The sequence below is a fragment of the Pollutimonas rozaliensis genome, assembly GCF_048751585.1.
GTDB lineage: Bacteria > Pseudomonadota > Gammaproteobacteria > Burkholderiales > Burkholderiaceae_B.
Map to the genome: position 1 here is coordinate 178,134 of NZ_JAZHOB010000007.1, position 25,870 is coordinate 204,003.

At 59.6% G+C, this 25,870-nt stretch carries 28 protein-coding genes; 3 read left to right on the top strand and 25 right to left on the bottom strand.

Annotated elements, in window-relative coordinates; translation table 11 throughout:
• Positions 1–13: 13 nt before the first annotated feature.
• From V0R37_RS14445 to V0R37_RS14500, 12 genes are all read right to left on the bottom strand, one after another.
• Entirely contained in the window at positions 14–433 is a 420-nt protein-coding gene (locus V0R37_RS14445) for a helix-turn-helix domain-containing protein (RefSeq protein ID WP_420375186.1), read from the bottom strand.
• A 141-nt stretch (positions 434–574) separates the two neighbouring features.
• On the bottom strand, positions 575–1,000 hold the full coding sequence (locus V0R37_RS14450) for a MerR family transcriptional regulator (protein ID WP_420375187.1): 426 nt from the start codon (positions 998–1,000) through the stop codon (positions 575–577).
• 37 nt (positions 1,001–1,037) lie between these two features.
• Positions 1,038–1,358 carry an integration host factor subunit alpha gene (locus tag V0R37_RS14455; RefSeq protein ID WP_420375188.1) on the bottom strand — a complete coding sequence of 107 codons (321 nt, stop codon included), beginning with the start codon at positions 1,356–1,358 and terminating at the stop codon, positions 1,038–1,040.
• A 14-nt stretch (positions 1,359–1,372) separates the two neighbouring features.
• A complete protein-coding gene (gene pheT, locus V0R37_RS14460) occupies positions 1,373–3,781 on the bottom strand; it encodes a phenylalanine--tRNA ligase subunit beta (RefSeq protein WP_420375189.1) in 2,409 nt (802 codons plus the stop codon).
• A 77-nt stretch (positions 3,782–3,858) separates the two neighbouring features.
• The gene (pheS, locus tag V0R37_RS14465) at positions 3,859–4,881 is read right to left on the bottom strand and encodes a phenylalanine--tRNA ligase subunit alpha (protein WP_420375190.1); all 1,023 of its coding nucleotides are present in this window, start codon (positions 4,879–4,881) and stop codon (positions 3,859–3,861) included.
• 70 nt (positions 4,882–4,951) lie between these two features.
• On the bottom strand, positions 4,952–5,311 hold the full coding sequence (rplT, locus tag V0R37_RS14470) for a 50S ribosomal protein L20 (protein WP_128354339.1): 360 nt from the start codon (positions 5,309–5,311) through the stop codon (positions 4,952–4,954).
• A 16-nt stretch (positions 5,312–5,327) separates the two neighbouring features.
• Entirely contained in the window at positions 5,328–5,525 is a 198-nt protein-coding gene (rpmI, locus tag V0R37_RS14475) for a 50S ribosomal protein L35 (protein WP_264129066.1), read from the bottom strand.
• 344 nt (positions 5,526–5,869) lie between these two features.
• On the bottom strand, positions 5,870–6,652 hold the full coding sequence (locus V0R37_RS14480; RefSeq protein ID WP_420375191.1) for a TorF family putative porin: 783 nt from the start codon (positions 6,650–6,652) through the stop codon (positions 5,870–5,872).
• Between the two features lie 193 nt (positions 6,653–6,845).
• Positions 6,846–8,360, bottom strand: coding sequence for a YifB family Mg chelatase-like AAA ATPase (locus V0R37_RS14485; protein WP_420375192.1), 1,515 nt, complete (start codon positions 8,358–8,360; stop codon positions 6,846–6,848).
• 126 nt (positions 8,361–8,486) lie between these two features.
• Positions 8,487–9,491 carry a glycosyltransferase gene (locus V0R37_RS14490; RefSeq protein ID WP_420375193.1) on the bottom strand — a complete coding sequence of 335 codons (1,005 nt, stop codon included), beginning with the start codon at positions 9,489–9,491 and terminating at the stop codon, positions 8,487–8,489.
• Between the two features lie 117 nt (positions 9,492–9,608).
• The gene (locus V0R37_RS14495) at positions 9,609–9,884 is read right to left on the bottom strand and encodes an accessory factor UbiK family protein (protein ID WP_420375194.1); all 276 of its coding nucleotides are present in this window, start codon (positions 9,882–9,884) and stop codon (positions 9,609–9,611) included.
• 110 nt (positions 9,885–9,994) lie between these two features.
• Positions 9,995–10,369, bottom strand: coding sequence for a hypothetical protein (locus V0R37_RS14500; protein ID WP_420375195.1), 375 nt, complete (start codon positions 10,367–10,369; stop codon positions 9,995–9,997).
• A 540-nt stretch (positions 10,370–10,909) separates the two neighbouring features.
• On the opposite strand from V0R37_RS14500, the gene V0R37_RS14505 reads away from it, so the two are divergent.
• Positions 10,910–11,248: a P-II family nitrogen regulator gene (locus V0R37_RS14505; protein WP_420375196.1), complete on the top strand. Its 339-nt coding sequence runs from the start codon at positions 10,910–10,912 to the stop codon at positions 11,246–11,248.
• A gap of 97 nt (positions 11,249–11,345) precedes the next feature.
• On the top strand, positions 11,346–12,572 hold the full coding sequence (amt, locus tag V0R37_RS14510; RefSeq protein ID WP_420375197.1) for an ammonium transporter: 1,227 nt from the start codon (positions 11,346–11,348) through the stop codon (positions 12,570–12,572).
• Between the two features lie 95 nt (positions 12,573–12,667).
• Here the strand turns inward: amt and V0R37_RS14515 are convergent, their stop codons facing one another.
• The 9 genes from V0R37_RS14515 to V0R37_RS14555 form a co-directional block, all read right to left on the bottom strand.
• Positions 12,668–14,221: a P-loop NTPase family protein gene (locus tag V0R37_RS14515; protein ID WP_420375198.1), complete on the bottom strand. Its 1,554-nt coding sequence runs from the start codon at positions 14,219–14,221 to the stop codon at positions 12,668–12,670.
• Positions 14,218–15,522, bottom strand: a complete 1,305-nt coding sequence (locus V0R37_RS14520) for a GTPase (protein ID WP_420375199.1) — start codon at positions 15,520–15,522, stop codon at positions 14,218–14,220. The genes V0R37_RS14515 and V0R37_RS14520 overlap by 4 nt, the downstream gene beginning before the upstream one ends.
• A 3-nt stretch (positions 15,523–15,525) precedes the next feature.
• The gene (gene catC / locus V0R37_RS14525) at positions 15,526–15,801 is read right to left on the bottom strand and encodes a muconolactone Delta-isomerase (protein WP_420375200.1); all 276 of its coding nucleotides are present in this window, start codon (positions 15,799–15,801) and stop codon (positions 15,526–15,528) included.
• A gap of 49 nt (positions 15,802–15,850) precedes the next feature.
• Positions 15,851–16,663, bottom strand: a complete 813-nt coding sequence (gene pcaD / locus V0R37_RS14530; protein ID WP_420375201.1) for a 3-oxoadipate enol-lactonase — start codon at positions 16,661–16,663, stop codon at positions 15,851–15,853.
• A 90-nt stretch (positions 16,664–16,753) separates the two neighbouring features.
• Positions 16,754–17,689 (bottom strand): catechol 1,2-dioxygenase, encoded by a 936-nt coding sequence (gene catA, locus V0R37_RS14535; protein ID WP_420375202.1) that lies wholly within the window; start codon positions 17,687–17,689, stop codon positions 16,754–16,756.
• An 87-nt stretch (positions 17,690–17,776) separates the two neighbouring features.
• Entirely contained in the window at positions 17,777–18,982 is a 1,206-nt protein-coding gene (locus V0R37_RS14540) for a muconate/chloromuconate family cycloisomerase (RefSeq protein ID WP_420375203.1), read from the bottom strand.
• A gap of 133 nt (positions 18,983–19,115) precedes the next feature.
• Complete coding sequence (locus V0R37_RS14545) at positions 19,116–20,183, bottom strand: 2-keto-3-deoxygluconate permease (RefSeq protein WP_420375204.1); 1,068 nt, start codon at positions 20,181–20,183, stop codon at positions 19,116–19,118.
• Positions 20,184–20,231: 48 nt separating this feature from the next.
• Positions 20,232–21,023, bottom strand: a complete 792-nt coding sequence (benD, locus tag V0R37_RS14550; RefSeq protein ID WP_420375338.1) for a benzoate diol dehydrogenase BenD — start codon at positions 21,021–21,023, stop codon at positions 20,232–20,234.
• A gap of 192 nt (positions 21,024–21,215) precedes the next feature.
• Entirely contained in the window at positions 21,216–21,377 is a 162-nt protein-coding gene (locus tag V0R37_RS14555) for a hypothetical protein (protein WP_420375205.1), read from the bottom strand.
• On the opposite strand from V0R37_RS14555, the gene V0R37_RS14560 reads away from it, so the two are divergent.
• Complete coding sequence (locus tag V0R37_RS14560) at positions 21,376–22,272, top strand: LysR family transcriptional regulator (RefSeq protein WP_420375206.1); 897 nt, start codon at positions 21,376–21,378, stop codon at positions 22,270–22,272. The two genes, V0R37_RS14555 and V0R37_RS14560, sit on opposite strands and share 2 nt — an antisense overlap.
• A gap of 91 nt (positions 22,273–22,363) precedes the next feature.
• Here the strand turns inward: V0R37_RS14560 and ptsP are convergent, their stop codons facing one another.
• From ptsP to gshB, 4 genes are all read right to left on the bottom strand, one after another.
• A complete protein-coding gene (ptsP, locus tag V0R37_RS14565; RefSeq protein ID WP_420375339.1) occupies positions 22,364–24,055 on the bottom strand; it encodes a phosphoenolpyruvate--protein phosphotransferase in 1,692 nt (563 codons plus the stop codon).
• A 91-nt stretch (positions 24,056–24,146) separates the two neighbouring features.
• Positions 24,147–24,416: an HPr family phosphocarrier protein gene (locus V0R37_RS14570; protein ID WP_420375207.1), complete on the bottom strand. Its 270-nt coding sequence runs from the start codon at positions 24,414–24,416 to the stop codon at positions 24,147–24,149.
• A gap of 44 nt (positions 24,417–24,460) precedes the next feature.
• Positions 24,461–24,862, bottom strand: coding sequence for a PTS sugar transporter subunit IIA (locus V0R37_RS14575; protein WP_420375208.1), 402 nt, complete (start codon positions 24,860–24,862; stop codon positions 24,461–24,463).
• On the bottom strand, positions 24,863–25,822 hold the full coding sequence (gene gshB / locus V0R37_RS14580) for a glutathione synthase (RefSeq protein ID WP_420375209.1): 960 nt from the start codon (positions 25,820–25,822) through the stop codon (positions 24,863–24,865).
• Between the last annotated feature and the right edge of the window lie 48 nt (positions 25,823–25,870).

Consider the following 25,870-nt stretch of genomic DNA (forward strand, 5'->3'; position numbering starts at 1 on the left):
ACATCCGATGAATCTAAAGCTCTCCCGGCGAACTCCATTGCAAAGAGCCCTGAAGGGACGTAATGGACTCCAGCGGCGCCGTCTTGCGAAAGTCCGATGGCGACATGCCAACATGGGCATGAAAGGCATTGGAAAAATTGGCGGAGCTGGAAAAGCCCAGCTCCAGCGCTATAGTCTGTATGTCCAGGGATGTCTGCACCAACAGGCGCCGCGCCATGCGCATGCGCTCTTCACGCAGGAATTGGGTCACGGTCAATCCCAGCGAATTGCGGAACGCGTCCGATATGCGCTTCTTGCTGACGCCCAAGGCCTGCGCCAGCTCGCCCATCTGCGGCGGCTGCGCCAGCCTGGCGGAAAGATAATGTTTGGCCGTCCGTATCAGAAACTGATCAGCGGACTCGTCGGCCTCGGTAAGGGGTGGCACTAGAGACATAAAGGGTAGGCATCGAAAACAAGCCAGAATTGGCCCGCATCCTAAAACTCGTACCCATTACGGTAAATTCGCGGCTCGGATTTGTCCAAGCTTTTAGCGCCGCGTTAACTATATTTGACGTTGCGAAATAATTTGTGGAATTCAGGAGAGATCGAACTGACCGTTTTCCCCGGTTTCGGAGCCTGTTTTCCCCAATGCGTCGGCCAGCATGCTTCGTATGGCGTCCAGATCGTTGCGCAAGGCTTGCAGCTCGGTGCCTGAAAGGCGCACGGCCGCGTCCTGATCATGGGGAACGTCGTGCAAGTCGCCCAGACGGTTGCGCGCGCCGCTGATGGTGAAACCCTGCTCGTACAGCAGATCGCGAATGCGGCGGATAAGCAGGACTTCGTGATGCTGGTAGTAACGCCGGTTGCCGCGGCGCTTGACCGGCTTGAGCTGCGTGAACTCCTGTTCCCAGTAGCGCAGCACATGGGGCTTGACGCAGCATAGATCGCTGACCTCGCCTATCGTGAAATAACGCTTGGCGGGAATGGGGGGCAAGGTGACAGGATTATCGCTAGTGCTCATGGACGGGTTCTATGCCGGTTAAAAGACAAGGTTTTTCCTATTCTGCAACGGCGGCCGGCTTGCCGGCGAATTCGACGACGCTTTTCAGCTTCTGACTGGCATGAAACGTGACCACCCGGCGCGCCGCAATGGGAATCACTTCGCCGGTCTTGGGATTGCGCCCCGGACGAGGCGGCTTGTCGCGGACCTGGAAGTTGCCGAAGCCCGACAGTTTGACTTCGACGCCGCGCGCCAGGGAATCGCGTATTTCCTCGAAAAAGGTATCGACGATATCTTTGGCTTCACGCTTGTTCAGGCCGACGCGCTCGAACAGCAATTCCGCAAGCTCGGCTTTGGTCAGGGTGCGATCCGGATTCATGATGTCTTTACTCCTTAAGCGCGCTGGCGCACTGCATGAGCGCTCACCAGTGCCTCCAGCAGCCGGGCGAGGCATTGTTCTACCTTGGCATCGTCGAGCGTGGCATCGCGGTCTTGCAACCAGAAACGGAAAGCCATGCTTTTCTCGGCGGCTTGCGCCGATTTGTCGCGCCACACATCGAATAGTTTAATGTCCTTGACGATACCAAGAGTAGCATTAGATTGAATCGTTTGCGTAAGTGTAGCCAACAAATCCCCATACGACACATCCGGGCCGGCCCAGACCGCCAAGTCCCGTATCACGATGGGCTGGCGGGACAGTTCGGCAGGCGCCGGCAGGTCCGTTATGGAAACGGCCGAGGCATCCAGCTCGAATACCACCGGCGCATGCGCCAGGTCGCACTGCTGGGCCCAGCGCGGATGAAGCTCGCCTATCCATCCAATGGCCTTGCCGTCGAGCTCCAGCCGCGCCGAGCGGCCGGGATGCAGCGCCGGGTGCGCGGCGGCGATGCACGCCAGCCGGCGCGCCTGCTCGCCAAGCAAGGCCTCCACATCTTTTTTTACATCATAGAAGTCGACCTGCCGGGTGGGCACGCCCCATTGCTCTTCGTGCGCCGGCCCCCAGGCGGCGCCCGCCAGATGCTGCGGCTGGCGCACACCGGCAACCGCAAGAGGGCCGTCGGCCACAGCGGCGTCGCGCGCGAATACCCGTCCCAGCTCGAAAACGCGCACACGGCTCTGCTTGCGATTGGCGTTATGGACGATATTGGCCAGCAGGCCGCCGATAAGGCTGGAGCGCATCACCGCCAGTTGGCTGGCAATGGGGTTGAGCAGCCTGATGGGGTCGGTATTGCCCGCCAGGTCGCGCTCCCAGGCTTCTTCGACAAAAGCGAAATTGATGACCTCCTGGTAATCCAGGCTGGCCATGCGGCCGCGCAAGGCATGCGGTCCGCGCAGTGTTTCCGGATCGACGCGCATTGTTGCGCGCGCCCGCGGAGGCAGGTCCGGAATGCGTTCGAAGCCGTAAACGCGCGCCACCTCTTCGATAAGATCTTCCTCGATGAACAGATCGAAGCGGTACGAAGGAGGCTGGACGGTGAAGACATCGTCCTTGACGGTAAACGGCAGGCCCAGGCGGGTGAAGATTTCTTCCACCTCCTGACGCGCCACGGGCACGCCCAGGACGCGGTGGCAGCGGTCCAGCCTCATGTTCACAGGCTTGCGCTCAGGCATGTTGACGATCTGGTCGTCCAGCGGGCCGGCCTGCCCGCCGCAGATATCGATGATCAAGCGGGTCATGCGTTCCAGATGCTCGGTGATGGACTGGAAGTCCACCCCGCGCTCGAAACGATGGCTGGCCTCGGAACTGAACTTGTAGCGGCGGGCGCGGCCCATGATGGCCTCGGGCCACCAGAAGGCGCCTTCCAGGAAAATGTCGGTCGTGTCCAGGGTAACCGCCGTGGCCTCCCCGCCCATGATGCCGGCCAGGCTCTCCACCGCATCTCCGGTCACGATCACGCCCACATCGGGCTCCAGCTGGACGGTCTGGCCGTTCAGCAGCTCCAGTTGCTCGCCCGGCTTGGCCCAGCGCACGGTCAGGCCGCCCTGTATGCGCTTCAAGTCAAATACATGGGTCGGCCGACCCAGCTCCAGCATGACGTAATTGGAAATATCGACCAGTGCCGAGATCGGGCGCTGGCCCGCGCGCTCCAGGCGGTCTTTCATCCAGGAAGGCGTCTGCGCCCTGGCGTTCACGCCGCGCAGGATACGGCCGGCGAAACGGCCGCACAGATCGGGAGCTTGCACCTTGACCGCAAGACGGTCGTCCAGCGAGACCGGAACCGGCTCGTAGGCGGGCAGCGTCAGCGCGGCACCGGTCAGCGCCGATACCTCGCGGGCGACCCCCAGGATGGACAGACAGTCAGCCCGGTTGGGCGTTAGCTTGAGCGTGAACAGGGTGTCGTCCAGATCCAGCGCATCGCGCAGCGACGCCCCCACCGGCGCATCGCCGTCCAGCTCCAAAAGGCCGGCGTGATCCTGAGACAGGCCCAGCTCGCGCGCCGAGCACAGCATGCCCGCCGATTCGACGCCGCGCATCTTGGCGGCGGCTATCTTCATGCCGCCGGGCAGCTGCGCGCCGATGCGGGCCAGCGGCACCTTCAGGCCCGCCGCCGCGTTGGGCGCGCCGCACACGATCTGCAGCAAGGCGCCCGATCCGTCGTCGACCTTGCAGACGCGCAACTTGTCGGCATTGGGATGCGGCTCGATTTCGACAATATGCGCAACCACCACGCCGCTGAACGGCGGAGCGGCCGATTCGGTCTCTTCGACTTCCAGACCCGCCATGGTCAGGCGATGCGACAAGGCATCGGTATCCAGATCGGGATTGACAAACGCGCGTAGCCAGGACTCGGGAAATTGCATAATGTACTCGTCGGATTCGTGTTGCGGCTAAGCGGGCCGCCGCCGGAAGTCGGCGCCGCCCGCTTTCTAAATAGGGTTCAGCGGTTGAACTGGCGCAGGAAACGCAAGTCGCCTTCAAAGAACTGGCGCAGGTCGTTGACGCCGTAACGCAGCATGGTCAGGCGCTCCAGGCCGGAACCGAAGGCGAAGCCGATGTAGCGTTCGGGATCCAGCCCGAAATTGCGCACGACTTCCGGATGCACCTGGCCCGAGCCCGAGATTTCCAGCCAGCGCCCCTGGTTGGGGCCCGAGGTGAACATCATGTCGATCTCGGCGGACGGTTCGGTGAACGGGAAGAACGAGGGACGGAAGCGCACCGACAGATCGTCCGTTTCAAAAAACGCCCGCAGGAAATCGGTATACACGCCCTTCAGGTCGGCGAAGGAAATGTCTTCGGCTATCCACAGCCCTTCGACTTGGTGGAACATGGGGGAATGGGTGGCGTCGCTGTCGACGCGATAAGTGCGCCCCGGGGCAATGACCTTGATGGGCGGCTTGTGCATGCGCGCGTATCGCACCTGCATGGGGCTGGTGTGCGTGCGCAGCAGCAAAGGCAGCCCCTTGTCGTCCTGCATATCGACGTAGAAGGTATCCTGCATGGAACGCGCGGGATGGTTCTCGGGATTGTTCAGGGCGGTGAAATTGGTCCAGTCGTTTTCGATTTCGGGGCCGTCGGCCACGTCGAAACCGATGGAGCGGAAAATGGCCTCGACACGCTGCCAGGTGTGGATGACCGGATGGATGCCGCCGAAAGCGCGGCCTCGGCCGGGCAGGCTGACATCGATGGTCTCGGCGGCCAGGCGCTTGTCCAGCTCCGCTTGCGCCATCTGGGCGCGCCTATCGTTCAGCAGGCCTTCGATCTGCTGCTTCAACTGATTGATGCGGGCCCCTTCGGCCTTCTTCTGCTCGGGGCCCAGTTGCGCCAGGCCTTTGAGCAAGGCGGTCAACGCGCCCTGCTTGCCCAGAAATTTCGCCTTGGCGTTTTCAAGTGCCGCGGCGTCGCTGGCCTGGGCAAACTGTTCTTTGGCCTGTGCAAGCAGGTCGTCAACCGGAGGAGTCATAGTGTCGCTTTTCCAAATACAAACGGAGCCCCAAAGAGCCCCGTTTGCAGCAATACAGAATCGAATTCGATCAAGCAGCCAAAGCGGATTTGGCTTGGGCAACCACGGCTGCGAAGCCGGCTTTATCGTTTACGGCCATGTCGGCCAGTACTTTGCGATCCAGTTCAATCGAGGCTTTTTTCGTGCCGGCGATAAACACGCTGTACGAAACACCCAGCTCGCGGCAGGCCGCGTTGATGCGGGTGATCCACAGAGCGCGGAAGGTGCGCTTCTTGTTGCGGCGATCGCGGTAGGCATATTGCCCAGCCTTCATTACCGCCTGTTTGGCGATGCGGAATACATTACCGCGGCGGCCGCGATAACCTTTTGCTGCTTTGATAACTTTTTTGTGACGAGCACGGGCAGTAACGCCGCGTTTTACGCGAGGCATAGTAGATCTCCGGTAATCAAGCGAAAGGCATCATTGCCTTGACCGAGGCGACGTCTGCGTCGTGCACCGCGGCAGAACCGCGCAACTGGCGCTTGTTCTTGGTTGTTTTCTTGGTGAGGATGTGGCGCTTGAACGCTTGGCCCCGCTTGATAGACCCGCTACCGCGAACCTTAAAGCGCTTCGCAGCGCCTTTCTTGGTTTTCATCTTAGGCATGATGTAACTCTGTTATTAAATTATGAATGCAGGTGGCACCCGAACCGGCCAAAACACCTGGCTTTGGCGGCAAAATACTGGCTGCGCTTGCAAGACCCGACACCCACTTCTGGTTGTACTACTGTGGCGCCACCACGGTTTTGTTGTGGCCCGCCACCGCTTACTCAAGTCCCCCGCTTGGGGGAAGCTGGAAAAGCCCTTGATTATATGATGAATTCCCGGCGTTTGTCTAACGCGCGTAGAGGCCCGGGTATGGAAAGGCGGCGCCCAAAGCGCCGCCCTCCGGCCAGGCGGAAACGGCCAGCCCAGGCCGGGACGCTGAAGGAGCGACGCGCCCTTCCTCCCTAAAAAGCCTTGGATAGGGTCAGGATCGCCGCGGAGCGCCCCAAATACTTGCCCTTGGCGCTGGTATAGACGTTTCGGTCGGCGTTCGTATCCACATAAGCCAGTGTTGCTGTAAAGCCACCATCCCATTCTTTCTTGAGGCCCACCGACCAATCCGTGTACGAGCCATCGTCCAGATTTCTGACCTTCTGATAGCCCACGTGCGCGTTCAGCGCCAGCCCCCACACGCCGGTGGGGAAGCTGCCGGAAAGATCGTAATACTGGCTATTCTTGGAATCGGGCACGCCGAAAAGGTTCGTGAACGAATGGGAATACTTGAACGTTACCGGCCCGTAGCCCAATCCCAGATAGCCCTCGGTGGTGTCCGGCTTGGTGAATCCGGACGGATAGCTGCCCGGGTAATAGTAATGCAACACCCCGACATCGACGGACAAATCACCCCAGATTTGACGCGTGTATCCCGCGTAGAAATCCATTTCGACCGACGACGACACATCGGGATCGGCATCGGAAAGCCAGCTTATGCTGGAATTCCAGTTTCCCACGTAGAAGCCGCTGGCATGCTTCAGGTCGAATCCACCCTGGATCGCCGGCTTGTTGTTGCTTTGCATCAGTCCGCGATAGCGATACTGGCTGGCCAGCGACACGTTGGCGCTAAGGGTGAAATCGGACTGAGGCGCGGGAGTGCCGGCCGCGGGGTCATTGGCCGCTTGCGCGCCCGCATTGGCGGCGGCGAGCAGACCCAGGACGACTACCGATAGCGAAAGAGTGGAACGAACCATGAAATGCTCCTTGGATGACATTGACGGACAGTGGATCAATGTTTCCAAACGCAAATCCCATGCCAGATTTCAAAGGATCGAAACATCCCCCGGCAAAGCCTGCGCGCCCCTTATGCCCGCCTTGACGCCTCGCAATGAGGCGAGCCGCGCCCGATTCCGGGCGGATGCGCCAATATCGGGCAAGCGGGCGGAATCAGCCCCAGGGCTGCCGGTACTGAATAGCCTCGGCGATATGCAACGCAGTTATGCCGTCCTGCCCCGCCATGTCCGCCAAGGTGCGCGCCACGCGCAAGCTGCGATGCATGACGCGCGCCGACCAGCTCCAGCGCTCCATGGCTTGGCCCAGCAGCTTTCTGCCATCATCGTCCAACGGACAGTAATGCCGTATCTCATCAGCCCCGAGCCGGGCATTGGTGGTTTTTTGCCGCTTCCACTGCCGGGCGCGGCAGCGTTGAACGCGGATGCGGACGGGCTCGGAGGCTTCGCCTTGAGGAAGGTCCATCCAGCCCGGCTCCGCCGGCGGCAAGGCTATTTGCAGATCCACCCTGTCCAGCAGGGGACCGGATAGCTTGTTGCGATAGGCCTCGATCATGTCGGGTGTGCATCGGCAGTTCTTCCGTTTATGCCCCAGCCATCCGCAAGGACAGGGATTCATGGCGGCCACCAACTGGAAGGCCGCGGGAAAGGTCAAAGTGCGCGACGACCTGGCTATGGATACGCAGCCGGTTTCCAGCGGCTCGCGCAAAGACTCCAGCACCCGGCGCTGGAACTCGGGCAGTTCATCCAGAAAAAGCACGCCGTGATGCGCCAGGCTGATTTCCCCCGGCCTGGGGTGAGCGCCTCCGCCCACCAGCGCCGGCACGGAAGCCGTGTGATGGGGGGATCTGAAAGGCGGCAGATCGGAACAGACCTGATCCCGCCCGCCCAGGCCCGCCAGCGCCGCGACCTCCAGCACTTGCTCTGGATCCAGCGGCGGAAGCAGGCCGGGCAGCCGATGCGCCAGCATGCTTTTGCCCGTACCTGGCGGGCCGGACATCAGCAGGCTGTGCCCTCCGGCCGCAGCGATCTCCAGCGCCCGGCGCGCCGCCGACTGTCCACGCACATCGGACAGGCAGGGAGCGGCGCTTCCCGCCGCGGGCTGCGGCGCGGGCACGGCAATGGGCAAGGGCTGACCGCCCGCGAAATGGCTTACGGCATCCGCAAGGCTGCCCACCGCCAGAACGGTCAGGCCGGGGACTCTTGCAGCCATCGGGGCGGAATCGGCCGGCAGCACCAGGATGGCGCCTGGCTCGCCGCGCGCGACGGCCAGCGCGATGGCCAAAGGCGCCCCGACCGAAACAATGGCGCCGGTCAGCGAAAGCTCGCCGGCAAAGACATAGTCCTGCAAGTCGGGTTGAGAGCCGGCCGCGCCATCGGGCTGGACCTGGCCCGACGCCAGGAGCACGCCCAGCGCAATGGGCAGATCGTAGCGCCCGGACTCTTTAGGCAGGTCGGCCGGCGCCAGATTGACCGTGATGCGGCCGGCGGGAAATTCGAAGCCGCTGCTGACTATGGCCGAACGCACCCGCTCGCGGCTTTCGCGCACGCCCGCGTCGGGCAAGCCGACCACATGGAATGCCGGCAGGCCATGCCCGACGTGGACTTCGACGCGCACCGCGTAAGCCTGAAGGCCGCACAGCGCCCGGCTTGCCAAGACCGCTAGAGACATGAAACACCCCGCCAAGTATCCATCAGCCGCCAGTATGGCGCTGGAACTTGTGCGGGGAAGGCTCCGAGGATGGATTGATCGCAGGCGGCTACTACCCTGCGGAATGCGCCGCACTTGGGGAGGTGATTACGGCGCGGCGGCGGTGGCGGCCATAACACCCCGACCGGCAGTCACCTGCTCTATCACGTCCAGCCAGTCCGCAATGTATCGGTCCATGCCGAAGCGCCGCATCGCGGTCTGGCGCCCCGCCTCGCCCCAGCGGCGTGCAAGCTCCGGATCGGCTATCAACCGCCGCATGACATCGACGATCAAATCCTTGTCCGTGTGCACAAAACCGTTTTCGCCGTTGACGATGACGGTGGGCAGCTCCGTTGCCGCAACGCCCACTATAGGCATGCCGATCAGCATGGCCTCCACCAGTGCCAGGCCCAGGCTGGTGTACCGGATAGGCGTGTAGAAAAACCGATATGGCGCCATCATCGCGGCGACACTCAAATTGGAGACTTCGCCCAGGCCGCCCATCTGTTCGCTCTGCATGCCGATCAGGTCCAGCGGAACGCGCTGGCGGCTCCAGGCAAACAGATCCGCTCCCATGCGCCGTCTCCGTCCGGGCAAGCCGTTGATCACCGTGATGCCCGCCGCCCGCTCGCCGGTGTATGAAACACTGGGATCGACGGGCACGCCATGTTCAATCACACGCGTCGGCATGTCGCCGGCGTCCCAATTAAGGGCGTTGTAGTGCGTCACATGCACCAGCACACCGCAATCATGCCGGAAGCAATGCACGGTATCCACCGGGTAGGGACGCGGCGGATCGTGTTCGATATAAATGCTGGGCAAAGCCCGTTGCGCGGCGGTAAGCAGCAGGGGCGCGTCTTCCTCGTAGGCGGTTCTGGACTGATAGATAACGCAGTCGAACTCTTGCGTGGCGATTTCCTCGGCCGGGATCTCCGTGATGTTCTTGCCCCAGGGAATTTTTCCCCCCAGCGGCGAATAGCCCGGCATGCCGTCACCGCGCACGGGAATCACGAAATCGTGAGGCACCTGCGACAAGGAATACAGATAATTCCCGTGAACATGCCAGGTCAGGATGCGCAGCCTCCTGGGCAATGCTTGATCAGTGATGTCCACCGCCTTCCTCCAGCTTGAATAGGATCGAACCTGAAGGGCAAGCAAATTTTGTACCGGCCGGCCCGGCTTGCCGATGGATTGATCGCAAGCGGCTGCCGGCCCGCCGGATCGTCCCGCCTAGACCGGACCGGTGGTGGAGCCGGCTTGCAATGGCGTGTCGGGCCGGCCTTCCAGTGCCTGGACCCTGGACTCCAGGGCCGTGATCCGTGCCATGGCCCGCTCCAATAGCTGCGCCTGGACGTCGAATTCCTCGCGGGTGATCAGGTCCATGCGGGCGAAGGTTTGCGCCATCATGGCCTTGACATTGCGCTCGATATCGGCGGCCGGGCTCTTGGCGATGAGCTCGGACATGTTTTTCTGAAAGTCTTCAAACCAATCGCTGCGGTTAATCATGGCACTCTCCGTGGACGTCAGCCTGTAGTGTAATAAAAAAACGAGCCCCTGAAGGCTCGTTTTGCCGTCTATCCGCCGCAATCGCGACGCATCATGTCAGGCAAACCCGTTCAGGGCTTGGTTTCGGTGGACGGAGTGGTTGTGGTCCCGTCGGCCTGCTTGCTGCCGATCGAATCCTGAATGGCCTGGTCGGCCTTGGCCGCGCCTTCCTTGATGGCATCGCCCATCTGGCCGGCCTTTTCAGCAGCGCTGTCCTTCAACTCGACCGCTTTGTCGGAGATGGTGTTGGCCGCCTGCTTGGCGGACTCTTTCATTGTGCTGCCTTCGCTGGAGGACGGTGCGGGAGCGGGAGTGCCGCTGGGCGATGTGCCGGGCGCGGGTTCAGGAGCCGGCGCGGGGGCCGGGGCCGGGGTTTCCATGCCCGGCGCGCCGTCCGCCGGTGGATTCGTGTCCTCGCCCTTCGAGCATGCGGCTAGCAGACTCATTGAAGCAACCATAGCGATAAGGGCTAGATGTGTACGAGTCTTTTCCATGATATTCCTCTCTTATGCAGAGTCGCGGATATTTCTTAGCTGGCATCGGTGCGACTAACGATCCAGCAGCGAGCTTGTTACAACTGGCTTGGTAACAATGTTAGCCACAGAAACCGCTAGACAAGCGAACCTAGTGTAAATCCTGATTTCAATAATATTTTTTATTCGGGCGGATTTTGGCGGGAATACCTTCTGGCATCGGGGCTTACGCTTTTCGGCCCGCGCCCTTGAGCCATACACATAGATACAAACCCTCCGCCTGGCCGATGTTTTGTTACAGATTTGTGCGGATCCCGACCGGCGTTCCATATTGGTGCGGGGCAAATCGCGCTGCACCGATATGGCGCAAACCACGGACCGCGGATAGCGCCGTAAGCGGCGATTGCCGCTCTTGCCGCGTGCATGGGCGATTCCCGCAAGGAGGACGGCAGAGGAATGAAAATTGGCATGCTAATTGCGTAAACCTCGTCGTCAACCTCACGAGGAACCACAATGAAGCTGATTACCGCCATCATCAAACCTTTCAAGCTGGATGAAGTCCGCGAAGCCCTGTCCGACATCGGCATACAAGGCATGACCGTTACCGAAGTCAAGGGCTTCGGACGCCAGAAGGGCCATACGGAACTGTACCGTGGCGCCGAATATACCGTCGATTTCCTGCCCAAGCTGCGCCTTGAAATGGCCGTATCCGAGCATATGGTCGAGCAAGCCATTGAAAACCTGTGCACGGCGGCGCACACGGGAAAGATCGGCGACGGCAAAATATTCGTCACCCCCATCGAGCAGGCCATACGCATACGTACCGGCGAATCAGGTGAAAACGCCCTCTAGGGCCACGGGAATCGCAGGCTTTTGATAACAAGCTCATGCGTCGCGGCGGCCGATATGGCATCGCCCTGGCGCCCTACTGATCTTCTGGAGTAAGAAAATGGATAAAGCCGATCTGGCGTGGGTAAGCGTTTCGACCCTGCTTGTATTGCTCATGGTGGTGCCTGGCCTGGCGCTGTTTTACGGCGGCCTGGTCCGGGCAAAGAACGTCCTGTCCGTGTTGATCCAGGTGCTCTCCACCTTCGCGCTGGCGCTGGTCATATGGTTTGTCTACGGCTATTCGCTCAGCTTTACGGAAGGCAACGCCATCCTGGGCGGATTCTCCCGCGTGCTGTTCAGCGGCATGCTCGATTTGAGCACGCAGAAATTCGCGCTGGCGGGCAGCATTCCGGAACTCAGCTTCGCCACCTTTCAGGCGACATTCGCCGGCATCACCTGCGCGCTGATCGTGGGTGGTTTCGCGGAACGGGCGCGCTATTCCGCCGTACTGCTCTTCACCCTCATCTGGCTGACCCTGGCCTACATACCCATCGCCCATATGGTGTGGGGACCGGGCGGCTGGCTGCTGGAGCGCGGCGCGCTGGATTTTGCCGGCGGCACCGTGGTCCACATCAATTCCGGAGTGGCCGCTCTGGTGGGAGCCTATTTCATCGGCAAGCGGGTGGGCTACGGCCGCGAATCGATGCAGCCGCATAACCTGCCGATGGCCATGATAGGCGCGTCGCTGCTGTGGGTGGGCTGGTTCGGCTTCAATGCGGGTTCGGCGCTGAGCGCCAACGAAACCGCCGCCCTGGCCTTTTTCAACACCATAATCGCCACCGCGGGCGCCATCCTGGCCTGGGTGCTGGTCGAATGGAAGTACAAGGGCAAGCCGTCCCTGCTGGGCGCGATCTCGGGCGCGGTTGCCGGCCTAGTGGGGATCACGCCCGCGGCGGGCTTGGTCGGCCCGGGGGGCGCGCTGATCATCGGCATCGTCACGGGCGCAGTCTGCCTTTGGGGTGTCAATGGATTGAAACGCATGCTGGGCGCGGACGATACGCTGGACGTGTTCGGCATCCATGGGGTTGGCGGCATCGTCGGCGCACTTCTGACCGGCATCTTCAATGCGCGCCCGCTGGGCGGGCCGGGCCTGGAAAGCCTGGGCGCCATTCCGCATCAAGTATGGCTGCAATTGGAAGGCGTGCTGATCACCGTCGTGTGGTCCGCCGTGGTGGCCTTCATTGCCTACTTCATTGCCGACAAGGTGTGCGGCCTGCGGGTTCCCGCCGATATGGAGCGCGAGGGCCTGGATATTCATTCGCATGGCGAGACCGCGTATCAGCGCTAGCCTGCAAATTTCACGAGCTGCACAAAAAAGCATAGGCAACCGCCGCCCAAGGACTTATGGTTACTGGTTCGACGCCAAACAACCCAAAGAACTGCCTATGCAACCAGTTTTTGGGCGTGCATTTGCAAGCTGGTCTGCAAATGCACGCATGCATTCAGCAAGCGATCCACGGCTGCGCAACAAGGATCAATCAGAAGGCCAAGCTCCGAATCGCTCAAGTACTGCTGCACGATCTCGCTAAGACAAAAATATAGTTTCTCGCCCCAATCAGCCTGCTCCAGCTCTTGTGCGCTCAATAACGCTCCGCCCATACGGCTTTCAAGCCCCTGCGCCTGCAAAATCAACATAGGCCGCCAGGATGCCAGTTGTTTTGCCAACTGTGCCTGTAAGGCGCTATCCAACGCCTGTGACAGCTGTGCGCACACTGCTTGAACCTGGTCGCGCCTGGCTAGTGTTTGATCGTTACGCATTTGAGCATCAATCCAGCCGGGCAATAAGGGCATAACGCTACGCCAAACAGCTTTGCCTACATTGGCTGGACAGGCATGCATCCGAACGCGTTCTGCGTGCAACATGTTCTGCAGTGTTGCCAACTCTACAAACAGTCGCTGCTCAAGCGGGGTTTGCACATGCTCTTGCAGATGGTGCAGCAGCACTTCTGCAGGCTTGCGTCGCTTGTATGCCAGCGCTGGCGTAGCCAACTCCTCGAGCGCAGCGAACAACCGCTCAAAACCCGCCTCCCGCAGGCTGGCTTCATCATCCCGGCCTTTGCCCCGTGCCATATGCACCGATACCGAAAGCGCCGGCCGCAGCAGCATGGTGTCTACGCCGAGTTGCTTGAGCTTGGCGTGCGCGCGCGCGCCGACATCTTGCTCTTGCAATACGCGATTTGCGTCAGTCTTGTTACGCAAAACCTTGCATATCTCGCCATCGATTTCGTCTTCTTCGAACATATCGCTCCGTGTAATCACAGGCAATAAAGGTTTGCGACGTCGCAGCTCGCGCGCGAGCTCATCGAGTTCCTGCACCTGGCCGGGCGAGGTAGAGCTACTTAACCACAGCACGGCATCGGCACAGTCGGTAAAGCGGAGCGTCAATTCGGTGTTCTCGGCGGTCATTGAATGCAAGCCTGGCGTATCCAGCAGCACAAGACGGTCACCTATCTCCACGCATTGGACGCTGGCCGTCGTTTCGGTTGCGCCTTCGGCAAAGCCACGGTCGGTGTGAACAATGCACCCGTGGTCAAGCCGGAAGTGCTTAATATTCCAGCCATGAATGGCCAGTCGCTCGGCCAAGAAGTTGCACAATGAGCTTTTGCCGGCATTGAATTTGCCAAAGATCAGCAGCATCAACCTATCGTCAAAGCGTTCCGCAAGCGATCTCGCAAGCTGTAATTCGCCCCACTGCGCTTGCCTTTCGTCGATAATCTCTTGCGCCAGTGCTCGCAAGGTCCGCAATTGCATGGCTAGCGCGCTATCGCCACGCAACTCGTCTCCGTCTGGCATCCACTCGTCCAGGATGGCCTGCAGTTGCGTCAGCCAGTTCCACATCCCGTCCACAATGCACTCAAGATTGCTTGCGGGCGCAAAGGAGCCGCCCAATGCGCGGATTAAGCTCTGCTCACCGGCCATGCGCGAGGCCTCGTTCACGCTTCAGGCTTCCAGGCTCTCAGTACAGCCAGCGCCTCTTCGCAAGCGGCGAGATCTGCCTCACACTGTGTGATCCGGTTTGCCAAAGCGCACTGATCCTCCGAGGGCATGAAATAGCGTGCGAACGCGCGTTGCAGCCGTGCCCTTCCGGCCTCTTCGGAGAACATCTTGCGCAAGTCTTCCCGGTACTTCACCGACACGCCCATGACCGCCACCACCAAGCTGTTTAGGCTTTGCGCCTCGACATGTTGAGCTTTGGGCAGGCTGGTCAAACCGTGCTTGATCAGCACACCGCCAATCTCGATGCAGGCACGAGAATAAGCAATCTGCAGCCGTGCGCGCTCGCGTTTGCCGGCGCTGGCCTTGAACATAGTGGCAAAAGAATCCGGCTCTAGCGCACGATCCGGACCGCTGCCGATCAGTATTTCTTGCAGCCCCTCGCCCACCTTGAGCAGCACTGCCGCAAGATCCTCCTTGAAGGCCTTGCGCTGCTGGCGCTGCTTGGCCTGACATTCCGTCAAAGCATTGGAAGCCGCCTTTTCGCAGGACTCGCATTCGTCCGCGAGTTTGGCATGCAGTAGGGCGTGTTCATGGCGTCGTGCCGCCGGCACCGCCGCCACGGCCTGAGAGATAGCCGCTTGCAGCTCAGGAATACCGCTACGTTCCACAAGTAAAGGCTTATCCTCCTGTACCCCCCGTCGATGCCGTGTCGCCGAAACCGCATACGTCGCGAATACCGGCCCCACCTCCAGCGTCTGAAGCTGCGTGCGCAGCGCTTCTTGGATATCCCGCAAGTGCGCATCATCAGCCAACTGGTCCACCTGCGTCATAACGAAGAGTGTCAGGCGACGGCTACGTCCAGCATCATCACAAAGCTCAGCGAGCCACCGCCGTTCAGCCGCATCCAACTCGCCTTCCTTGGCAGCATGCACGAATAGCCGCACATCTGAGCATAACCACACCGCTTGTTCGGCCAGGGTATCGTCGGCACTGTTGACATCGGCGTCCAGGCCTGGCGCATCCAGCCAGCGCACGCCCTGGCAACGGTAAGCCGAGAGCGTAGCAGTCTCGCGCCGATCCGCTACAACGAAAGCATCGTCCCCCAACAACTCGTTGAGCAAGCGGCTCTTGCCATGGTTATATTTTCCGACCACGGTCACTACCGGCAACTCGCGCCGTCCGGCCGGATCCGACAATCTGGCTAATCTTGCAATTTCGCGGCCCTGGTATGGCAATACTGCCAGCACGGCCTGTTGCCCAGCCCTCGATAAAGTTTGAATGTCCGCCGCGCCGATGACCATGCTTCAGATTGCCGATGGGTGCTTGGCCAAAGGCGTAACCTTAATTTGCATGTATGGGAACAAGGGCAATTGGCTTAATAATGTGTGCAACTCGTCGTTGCTTTCCACATCGAATATGCTGTAGTTGGCATATTCGCCCACTACACGCCAGATATGTGGCCATTTCCCCGACCGTTGCAGCTCCTGAGAATATTCCTTCTCACGCAGCTTGATGCGGTTGGCCGTATCTTCGGGAAGATCGGCGGGAATATTGACGATCATGTGAACAAGAAAAAGCATGATTCAGCCTTTGAGCAAGTTTGTGTTGAAAATGAATGTACGCGGCACGTCATACCTCAGCAGGCAAGCCATCCAGAAAGCCTGAGAGTGCCGCCTCGAACGCATCGGGCGCCTCCAGGTTCGAAAGATGCGAGGCCGCTATCGTTGTCAATCTAGCCCCGGCGATCGATTGCTGCATGGCTTTCGCATCATCCACCGTAGTAACAGGATCGTATTCCCCGGCAAGCACCAACAGCGGAACAAGAATCTGCCCGAGTGCCGGACGCAGATCTGAGGATCCCAATGCTTCGCAACTGGCCGCATAGCCTTCGGGGTCGGTATTGGCGAGCCACTGCTGCGCGATACGTACGACCTGCGGCTCGGTGCTGATGAAAGCCGGTGTGAACCAACGCCCGGGGCCTGAATCGGCGAGCGCCCGCATGGCGCTGACGCCATTGTTCTGAATGAGCCTTGCACGCTCTTGCCAGCCCTGCTCTGTACCAATCCTGGCAGCACTGTTGCAAACCACAACCCCCACAAAACGCGCTGCGGCATGGATGGCCAGCCATAGGCCGGTATGCCCACCCATCGACAACCCGCAGAAGCGCGCACGCTCAATCTGCAAGGCGTCGAGAATTGCCAGCACGTCGTCACCCAGCTGCGAAAAACTGTAGGGCCCGGGCGTGACCACGCTCTGTCCGTGACCACGGGTGTCGTAGCGCAACACCCGATAAGTCTTGGAAAGCGCCTGAGCCTGGTGATCCCACATCTCCAGCGTTGTTCCCAGCGAATTGCTTAGCATCAACAGCGGCGCATCGGCAGCGCCATCCAGCGCGATACGGAAAGCACCGTTACGCGTCTCCAAGATACGCATGTCAGTCATCGATAATCCTTTATGCCTATGCGATGGTCGCGCCGTCAGGCAACCCGGCCAATGCCTGGGTTACGCTGTCGACGCATTTGTCAATCGTATTCAGGCTACCAGGCGCGGGCGATGCACGAGCTGGTCGTCCGCGCCATTGATCAGAGCCGTGAGCTGGAAGTCGAACACGATCTCCGTAAATGGACCTTCCAATCCTTCGGCCTTGATGCTGGCTTCGTCGGTACGCTCCACCAGCGGCGGGACCAGGCCTTCGCGCGTGGCATAAGCGAAGTCATCATAAACCAGCGGATCGCCATCGATGTTGATCTGCGTAGTCAGCTTACGGTGCTCATCCGCCGCCACGAAGAAATGTATGTGCGCGGGGCGGTTGCCGTGGCGACCAAGTTCGTTCAACAGCGCCTGTGTAGGACCGTCGGGCGGGCAACCGTAACCTTTGGGCAGGATGCTCTGGAATTTATAGCGGCCCTGATTATCGGTGATTATTGTGCGGCGCATATTGAAAGGCTGCTGCTCGCCAGTGGGGTCGAAGTGCGAGTAAAAGCCTTTGGTGTTGCAATGCCAAACCTCGACCTTGGCTCCAGGAACTGGCTTGCCATCAGCAGCAAACACCGTGCCGTGCATGATAAGCGGATGGCCATCCTTGTCGGTGCCATCGTCGAGCCGGGCGAATCCTTGCTCCACTGGCGCACCCGCAACATACAGCGGACCTTCGATGGTGCGTGGAGTCTTGCTTTCGACGCCACGTTGCGCGTCCTCCGCATCCATGCGCATGTCAAGGAAGCGGTCAAAGCCCAGGCCTGGGGACAGCAGGCCTGCTTCACCGCGTTCGCCCAACTTATTCAGATAGGCAATGCCGGCCCAGTATTCATCCGAGGTGATGTTCAGGTCGTCGATGGCCTTGTACAGATCGGAGATAATGCGGTGCACGATCTCTTTGGCTCGCGGGCTGCCTCCTTCGTTGGTCAGGCCTGCGGCAGTGCGCAGGAGATCCTGCACCTCTTGGTTATTAAAAATCTTGACGCTCATGATATCTCCTTCAGCTTCCGGGAAGAATTATGCTGCACTCAGTGGCAGCGAGAATTGAAAACCATATGGGAATTTCTATAGGACGGGTCAGTGAGCCTTCACAGCCGCTGCCGATACGCTTACGGAGGCGCCCTGAGTACGGTCACGCCTGAAACGCTGCACGCGTTCCTCGTCCAATGTAATGCCTAGCCCCGGGCCTTGCGGCACAGTAAGCTGAAAATCCTTGTACTCCAGTGGCTGCTGCAGGATCTCTTCCGTCAACAGTAAAGGGCCGAATAACTCAGTGCCCCATTGCAAGCTGCGGAACGTGGAAAATACATGTGCCGAGGCAATTGTGCCAATGGGGCCTTCCAGCATTGTGCCGCCGTATAACTCAATCTGCGCGGCATCGCCAATTGCGGCTACTTGCTGGGCCGCCTGTAAGCCGCCGGACTGCTCTATCTTTATGGCGAACACATCGGCCGCTTCAGCGCGCGCCAGCGCCAACGCCGAGGCCGGGCCCGTCAGGGATTCATCCGCCATCACAGCAATTGGGTAACGGCCGCGCAGCCGCGCCAACGCCTCAGCTGAAGCCACAGGTTGCTCTACCAGCTCGCAACCCGCATTGGCCAGCGCAGCCAGACCTTGGCGCGCCTGGAGCTCAGACCAGGCCATGTTCACATCCACGCGCACGCTGCCGCGGTCCCCCAAAGATTGCTTGATGGCGGCCACATGGGCCACGTCCTGCTGCACGCTACGGCGACCTATCTTAAGCTTGAAGATCTGATGGCGGCGCTCAGCCAGCATCTGTTCCGCCTCTTCGATGTCCCGACCCGTATCGCCGGAGGCGAGCGTCCAGGCCACCGGCAACTGATCGCGCTGACGCCCACCCAGCAACTGTGACAGCGGCAAACCGAGCCGATGGCCAAGTGCGTCGTACAAGGCGGTTTCCACCGCGCATTTGGCAAAACGATTGTCGCGAATAGCGTGGTGAATGCGGGCCATCACGGCCGGCACCGCATCGGCATCAGCGCCTGTAAGCAAAGGCGTGAAATAAGTATCGATAGCCAGCTTCATACCTTCGGGCGATTCCGCGCCATAGGCCAAGCCGCCAATTGTCGTGCCCTCGCCTACGCCTATACTGCCATCCGAGCAGTAGATGCGCACCAACATCAAAGTCTGGCTCTGCATGATCGTCATCGAGAGCTGATGGGGTCGGATCGTTGGTAAATCCAGCAGCAGGGTTTCAACCCGTTCAATAACTGTGGAGCCGGTTTTCAGCGAAATAGTGTTTTGTAGCATAACGTCCTTCATACCCAACATGCACCTGACGGGCAAGTTGGCAATGTTTGAGCGGGGTATTTTGTAACCCGTCTCGATTTGGATAGGTCTGAACCATTTGTGTCGGCACGACCCGCCAGATCGAGACATGGAAATCGGTAGATAATTACAACCGAGCAGTGGCAGCCGCTCCGCCTACAGAAGCCCCGGTGCTTTTGGATTCGTACATGGCCTCTTCGTTCTCGGGTGTCACACCCCGACGCTTTTGCCAGCCGGCGAGCCAAGCGACAAAGAAGGGAAGCACGAATGCAGTGACCACGACTGCGGCGGCAATTTGAGCAGTCGCAGCGTCTTTTACGGCAAGATAACTAGGATCAAGCGCAGCAACCACCGCCGGTGTTGCAATGGCATTTCCCGCCACGCTCGCTTCGGAGGCAGCGCTGACCATGTTTCTTGTTGATGCGGGGTGACGCCGAACAATATGCCACACATAGAGCGATGCAATGGCAGCTCCGCCTGAAAACACAGCCGTTGCCAGACCCAGCAGGATTCCGACGGAACCTTCTCCAACGAGCACCTGCAAGTTGATGCTGGCTCCGATGGCAAATGCGGCAAACGGAATAATGAGTTTTTCGCCAGCCTCGAGAAATTTTCGAGCAATGGAACTAATATTTCCAAGGATAAACCCAAAAATCATTGGAAAAATGGCGGAAAAAAGGGCCATCATCGGGAAAGCCGCCAAGCCTGCAACCCCAAGAGCCACTAAGGTCAGAAACGGGCCGTCATTGATCGAAAGAATCGAGATTGCGCCTTTGTCGGTCTTGTTTCCAAATTGGCTTGTCAGCGCTACGTATAAAGAGCCGTTTGAGTTCGACATCCCAGCGATGATGGCCAGCGGAAGCATCCCCAGGAAAACGCCATTCGTGGAAAAGAAAGCGACGGACAGGCCAAACAATACAGCTATTCCGAACTTTGCCAATAACAAGACCAAGCCTTTTTCCACGGACGGAAGCGCAGCTTTGAAGCTGATCTGAGATCCCACCGAAAGAAAAAACAGCCCGATCAGAACGGCGAGCCCATTCTTAAATAGTGCAGTGGTAAAGCTACCTATCATGAGTGCTTCTGGGGCCACGGTGTTGACCACCACCCCAAGAAAGAGCGGCACGATCATCAGGGCGCCTGGGATCTTTCCGACTTGCAGCAAGAACCGATCGAATGGAGTGTAATCGTTCATTTTGTCTATCCATTAATAAATTTGATTAGTGCGAGGATCCCGGGGATATCACCCTTGATCCCCCCCTCCTGCGGGTAAAACTGATCCAGTGATATAGGAAGCTTCATCGGAAGCAAAAAATAGCAATGGCGCGACCATTTCATCTAACGTTCCGTACCTGCCCAGGTATGTGCTTTCTGTGGTCTGATCGATAATTTCCTGGTACCACACTTGATCCTGTTTCGGAAGTTCAAACGGATTTCCAAGTGGGTTGCGAGGAACTCGCCTGACAGGGGCTTCAGTCCCACCAACAGCGACTGCCACAATACGCACGCCCTTCGAGCCAGCTTCCATGGCAAGCGAAGCAGTCAATGCATTGACCCCGCCCTTTGCCGCGGCATATGGAACTCGATAAATGCTTTTGGTTGCTATGGATGAAACATTGACCACCACGCCTTTTGCGCGCTCCACCATAAACGGCAGAACGGCCCTCGTGCACCACAATGTTGGAAAAAGCGATCGTCTGATCTCATCCTCGATGTGTGATGGTTCGTACTTTTCAAACGGTCTGGTCCATATTGTTCCGCCAACATTGTTGAACAACACGTCAACCTGACCGTAAGTGTTAATTGCATGAAGCGCCATCTCCTCGGCGCCGCTATAGGTTTCCAGATCCACCTCAACCGCAGATGCCGTGCCGCCGGACTCCTGAATTTTTTGAGCAACTTCCTGGACTAAAGGGGAACGATCCGCAAGCACGACGGTTCCTCCCTCTTGTGCAAACTTTCCAGCCAGAACTGCACCAATTCCTTGGGCGCTACCGGTAACGATAGCCACCTTCCCTCTAAATCGCTTACTCATTTTGATGATTCCTGCGAGTGAATGATCGACTTTTTTATATTTGAAATCTTTAGTCCGCTCAGGTAGCAATGGCAGACGGACCGATACTTGAAACACGAGCGTCATTTAAGCGCGACGCCATTCCGGCCTCCAATACTGTTTCAATATTGTTTGATACCAAAAAGGTATAATTATTTGAATTCTCTACCGATATCAATGTGTTGGAGCTGATTGAAATGAATAAGCTATCGTTTTCCCCAATAGCGTCGGTGCCTGGTCAAGTTTGGCATCATCATGAACTGCAAAAAACAAAAAGCGATTTTTCAGCTGCTCGCTGAGCACTTCAGAATCTGCCTCAATGGAAGGATCCCGCATGGAACTGCGCCAACTGCGTTATTTTGTTGCCATCGCTGAATGCCGCAACTTCACCCTTGCATCCAAACAATTGCATATCGCCCAACCGCCGCTGAGTCGGCAAATTCAGATGCTGGAGGCGGAATTGGGTGTGACGCTGCTGTTGCGTAACAGTCGGCCGGTACGTTTGACCGAGGCCGGTCGCGTGTTCTATGAGCAAGCGCTCCAGGTATTGGCGCGCATCGAACAAATGAAATCGGCCACACAACAAAGCAGTGCGAATCAGCGCCGCCGGCTTGCCATCGGTTTCGTGCCTTCTGTGTTATATGGTGGCTTGCCTATCCTCATCCGCAAGTTGCGCCAGCGCATTCCCGACATTGATTTGCAAATGGTGGAACTGACTACGTCCTTGCAACAGGTGAGCGTATTGCAGGCCGGGCGCATTGACATTGGCGTGGGGCGTATCCGCAGCGCCGATGATTCCGTGGAACGCATTGTGCTGGGCGAGGAAAAACTAGTACTAGCCGCAGCGCCCGGTCACGCCTTGGCGGCATCGAGGGCCGCAGTAAGCCTAGCTGAACTAGGAGGCCAGAGCCTGATCGTTTACCCGCAGGAGCCCAGGCCCAGCTTTGCGGACTACGTGATCAGCATGTTGCGAGATGACTCCATCCGACCCAAGGAAGTCATCGAGGTACGCGAACTACAGACCGCGCTGGGCTTGGTCGCCGCCGAAGGCGGTGTATGCCTGGTTCCCTCTTCGGCACGCATCCGTACCGATGTGATCTACCGTGAAGTACAGGAAGAACGCGCTACCTCGCCCATCATCCTGATTCACCGTCTTGGCGATACATCCTGGTACATCGAGCCAGTTCTACAGCTAAGCCGCGAAGTGTTTTCCGCTTTAGCTTATCCTTGATATCCGCCTTCGATAGTCGCTAGGAGCGTACCGGCTGTCGTTGATTTCGCATCGCCCGCTGCGCTGCGCTGCGAAGTGAGGAGCATTCTGACTAACCCGACAAGGTGGCCAGATCGATGCGTTCCGCCCGGTTCAGCGCCGACGCCACCTTGACTCGCAATGCATTCGAATGGGCCTGCCGGATTTCTTTCTTGACGTCGAGCAATTGCTGCGGATGCATGGAGAATTCGGTCAGGCCCAAACCCAGCAGCATGCGAGTGACCCGGGAATCGCCGGCGATCTCGCCGCAGACCGCCACCGGCTTGCCCGCGCGCTCGCCCGCGTTGATGGTATGCGCGATAAGCCGCAACACGGCCGGATGCATGGGATCGTACAAATCGGCCACTTCGCTGTCGCCCCGATCGATGGCCAGGGTGTATTGGATCAGGTCGTTCGTGCCTATGGACAGGAAGTCCAGCGTCTCGACAAAAGGTTCGATGGCAATGGCGATGGCGGGAATCTCGACCATGGCGCCCAGGGAAATATTGCGGGCATAAGGTTCGCCGCGCGCATCGAGCTCGGCGCAGGCCGAATCGATGGCGACGCGCGTGGCATGGACTTCGTGGATATGCGAAATCATGGGAATCAGGATGCGCACATGCCCATGCAACGAGGCGCGCAGCAGCGCCCGCAACTGCGTGGCGAAGATCTCGGGATTGGCCAGGCAATACCGTATGGCGCGCAGCCCCAGGGCGGGATTGGTCGCCACGGTGACGTCGCCATCCAGATTCTTGTCGGCGCCCAGGTCCAGCGTGCGTATCGTGACGGGCCGGCCCGCCATGGTCTTGACCACCGAGGAATAGGCCTGGTATTGCTCTTCCTCAGTAGGCAGGTCGTGGCGGCCCATGAACAGGAATTCGCTGCGGAACAAGCCTATGCCGTCGGCGCCCGCTTCCATCGCGGCGGCGGCTTCTTCGGGCAACTCGATATTGGCTTCAAGCTTGATGGCGATGCCGTCCAGCGTAACGGCCGGGGCATGGCGCAGCAAGGCAAGCTCGGCGCGTTCGCGCGCATACTCGGCTTGCCGTTCGCGGTATTCCCGCAGCACGCTTTCCGGCGGATTGACCAGCACTGTCCCCGAAAAGCCGTCGGCCACCAGCGTATCGCCATCGCGCACCAGAGCGCGGAAGTGCCCCAGTCCCACCACAGCCGGCACGTTCATGCTGCGCGCCACAATGGCGGTATGCGACGTGGGCCCGCCCAGGTCGGTCAGGAAAGCCGCGAACCGGCCGCCGCGCAGGCGCAGCATATCGGCCGGCGAAATATCGCGCGCCACGACAATAAGCGGATCGTTGGAGTCGCCGGCTGACAAATTGGGCAGCAAAGCCGTGGATCCGGACAGGACGCGCAACACCCTTTCGATGACCTGGCGGATATCGCCGCCCCGCTCGCGCAGGTATTCGTCTTCCATCATGCCGAACTGCTCGGCCAATATCTGTCCCTGGCTGGTAAGCGCCCATTCGGCGTTGTAATGCCGCTCGACAATGAGAGCGCAGGTCTGCTGCAACAGCATGGGATCGTCCAGCAGCATGCTGTGCACGGTCAGCAAAGGGCCCAGCTCGCGCGGCGCATCGTCGGGAAGTGTGCTGGCGATAAGCTGCAGATCCTCGCTGGCCGTCGCCAGCGCCCTTTTCAGGCGCTCGCATTCGGGCTCGACGTCTTCGGGCGCAATGCGATAATGGGCTACCTCCAGCGCGGCGGCGCTCATGACCGCCGCCCTGCCTATGGCGTAACCCTTGACCACCCCCTGGCCCTGCATGCACAGCATGGCGCAGAGGCCCGGCGGTTCAAGAAGAGTATTGAGGGTCATGGGCGGCGCAATCCGAAGGAAAAAGCTATTCCTGTTCGCCGAACTTGTTCTCGAACAAGGACTGGATATCGAGCAGCGCCTGCTCGGCATCGGCGCCCTGCGCATCGACTTTGACGGTAACACCCATTCCGGCGGCCAGCATCATGACGCCCATGATGCTCTTGGCATTGACGCGCTGCGCGCCGCGCGCGATGAAAATTTCGCTATTGAACCGGCCCGCCAGCTGGGTAAGCTTGGCGGCGGCGCGGGCATGCAGGCCCAGTTTGTTGCTGATGACGATGTCGACGGAGGGCATAGGGTTCTTTACTTTTTTTGAGATGCAAAAACCAGCGTTGCGGATCAGCAGGTCTGGTCGGCATTGACAATGCCTCGCAATGCTCCCAGCCGGACGCTTTCGCTGAGCTTGTCGGGATTTTCCTGTTGCTCCGTAAGCGCCTTCAGGACCATACACAAATTTGTACCGGTAATGAGATGAGCGGTCAAGCCTCGCTCGATGGCCAGCTTAAGGGCGCGCTTGGCAATATTGAACGGCGTCGCGCCGAATATATCGCAAAGCACCAGCGTGGCCTCGTCGGGAGTCCCCAGCAACTGCCTGGCCAGGAGAGTGACTTGCGACTCGGGGTCCGCATCGGGAGCGACGTCGAACACGGTCAGTTCGGCGCTGTGGCCCAGCACGTGTTCGGCGCAGGCCGCAAAAGCCAAGCCCAGTGGTTCATGCATGACCAATACGATGCGGGCCATTCAAGCACCTACCGCCTGTTCGAGCGCCGCCGCGAAATGGCCGGCCACGTCGAAATCGGTTTGCTCGGTGATCTCGACGAAACAGGTCGGGCTGGTGACATTGATTTCGGTGATGTAGTCGCCGATGACATCCAGGCCAACCAGCAGCAGGCCGCGATCATGCAGGCGGGGACCGATAGCCTGCGCAATTTCGAGGTCGCGCGGGGTCAGAGGCTGTGCGACTCCCCTGCCGCCCGCCGCCAGGTTGCCGCGGGTCTCCCCGGCCAGCGGGATGCGCGCCAGGCAATAAGGCACGGGCTGACCGGCAATGAGCAGGATGCGCTTGTCGCCATGGACGATCTCGGGAATATAGCGTTGCGCCATGATGGTACGCGCCCCGTTGTCGGTCAGCGTTTCCAGGATGGCGCCGAGATTGGGCTCGACTTCCTGCAGGCGGAATATTCCCGTGCCGCCCATGCCGTCCAGCGGCTTGACAATGACGTCGCGGTGCTGGGCATGGAAAGCCCGCAAGCGGGCCATGTCGCTGGTCACCAAGGTCGGCGAGGTGAACTCGGCGAATTCGGTGATGGCGAGTTTTTCTGGATGGTTGCGTATGGCGGCGCCGGAATTGAATACCCGGGCGCCTTGGGCCTGCGCATATTCGAGCAGATGCGTGGCGTACACGTATTCCATGTCGAAAGGCGGATCCTTGCGCATGAGCACCGCATCGAACTCCGACAAGAGCGCATCCCGGCGCGGTTTGCTTTCGCGCCACCACGCATGGCCGTGCAAGTCGGCGCCGGCCACGAGATCGATTCCCGTCGCCGCCGCCTTGACCACCCCTTCGTCAATGAACAAGCCGCTCTGGTAGGCCACGCTGAGCGTGTGGCCGCGGGATGCGAGCGCGCGCATCATGGCCACGGACGAATCTTTGTAGGCCTTGAGGGCGGGCAAGGGATCGATAATGAACAATACGTGCATAAGGCACCTGCGTGTATCCGATCCATCGGGCCGGACCGATGGATCGGA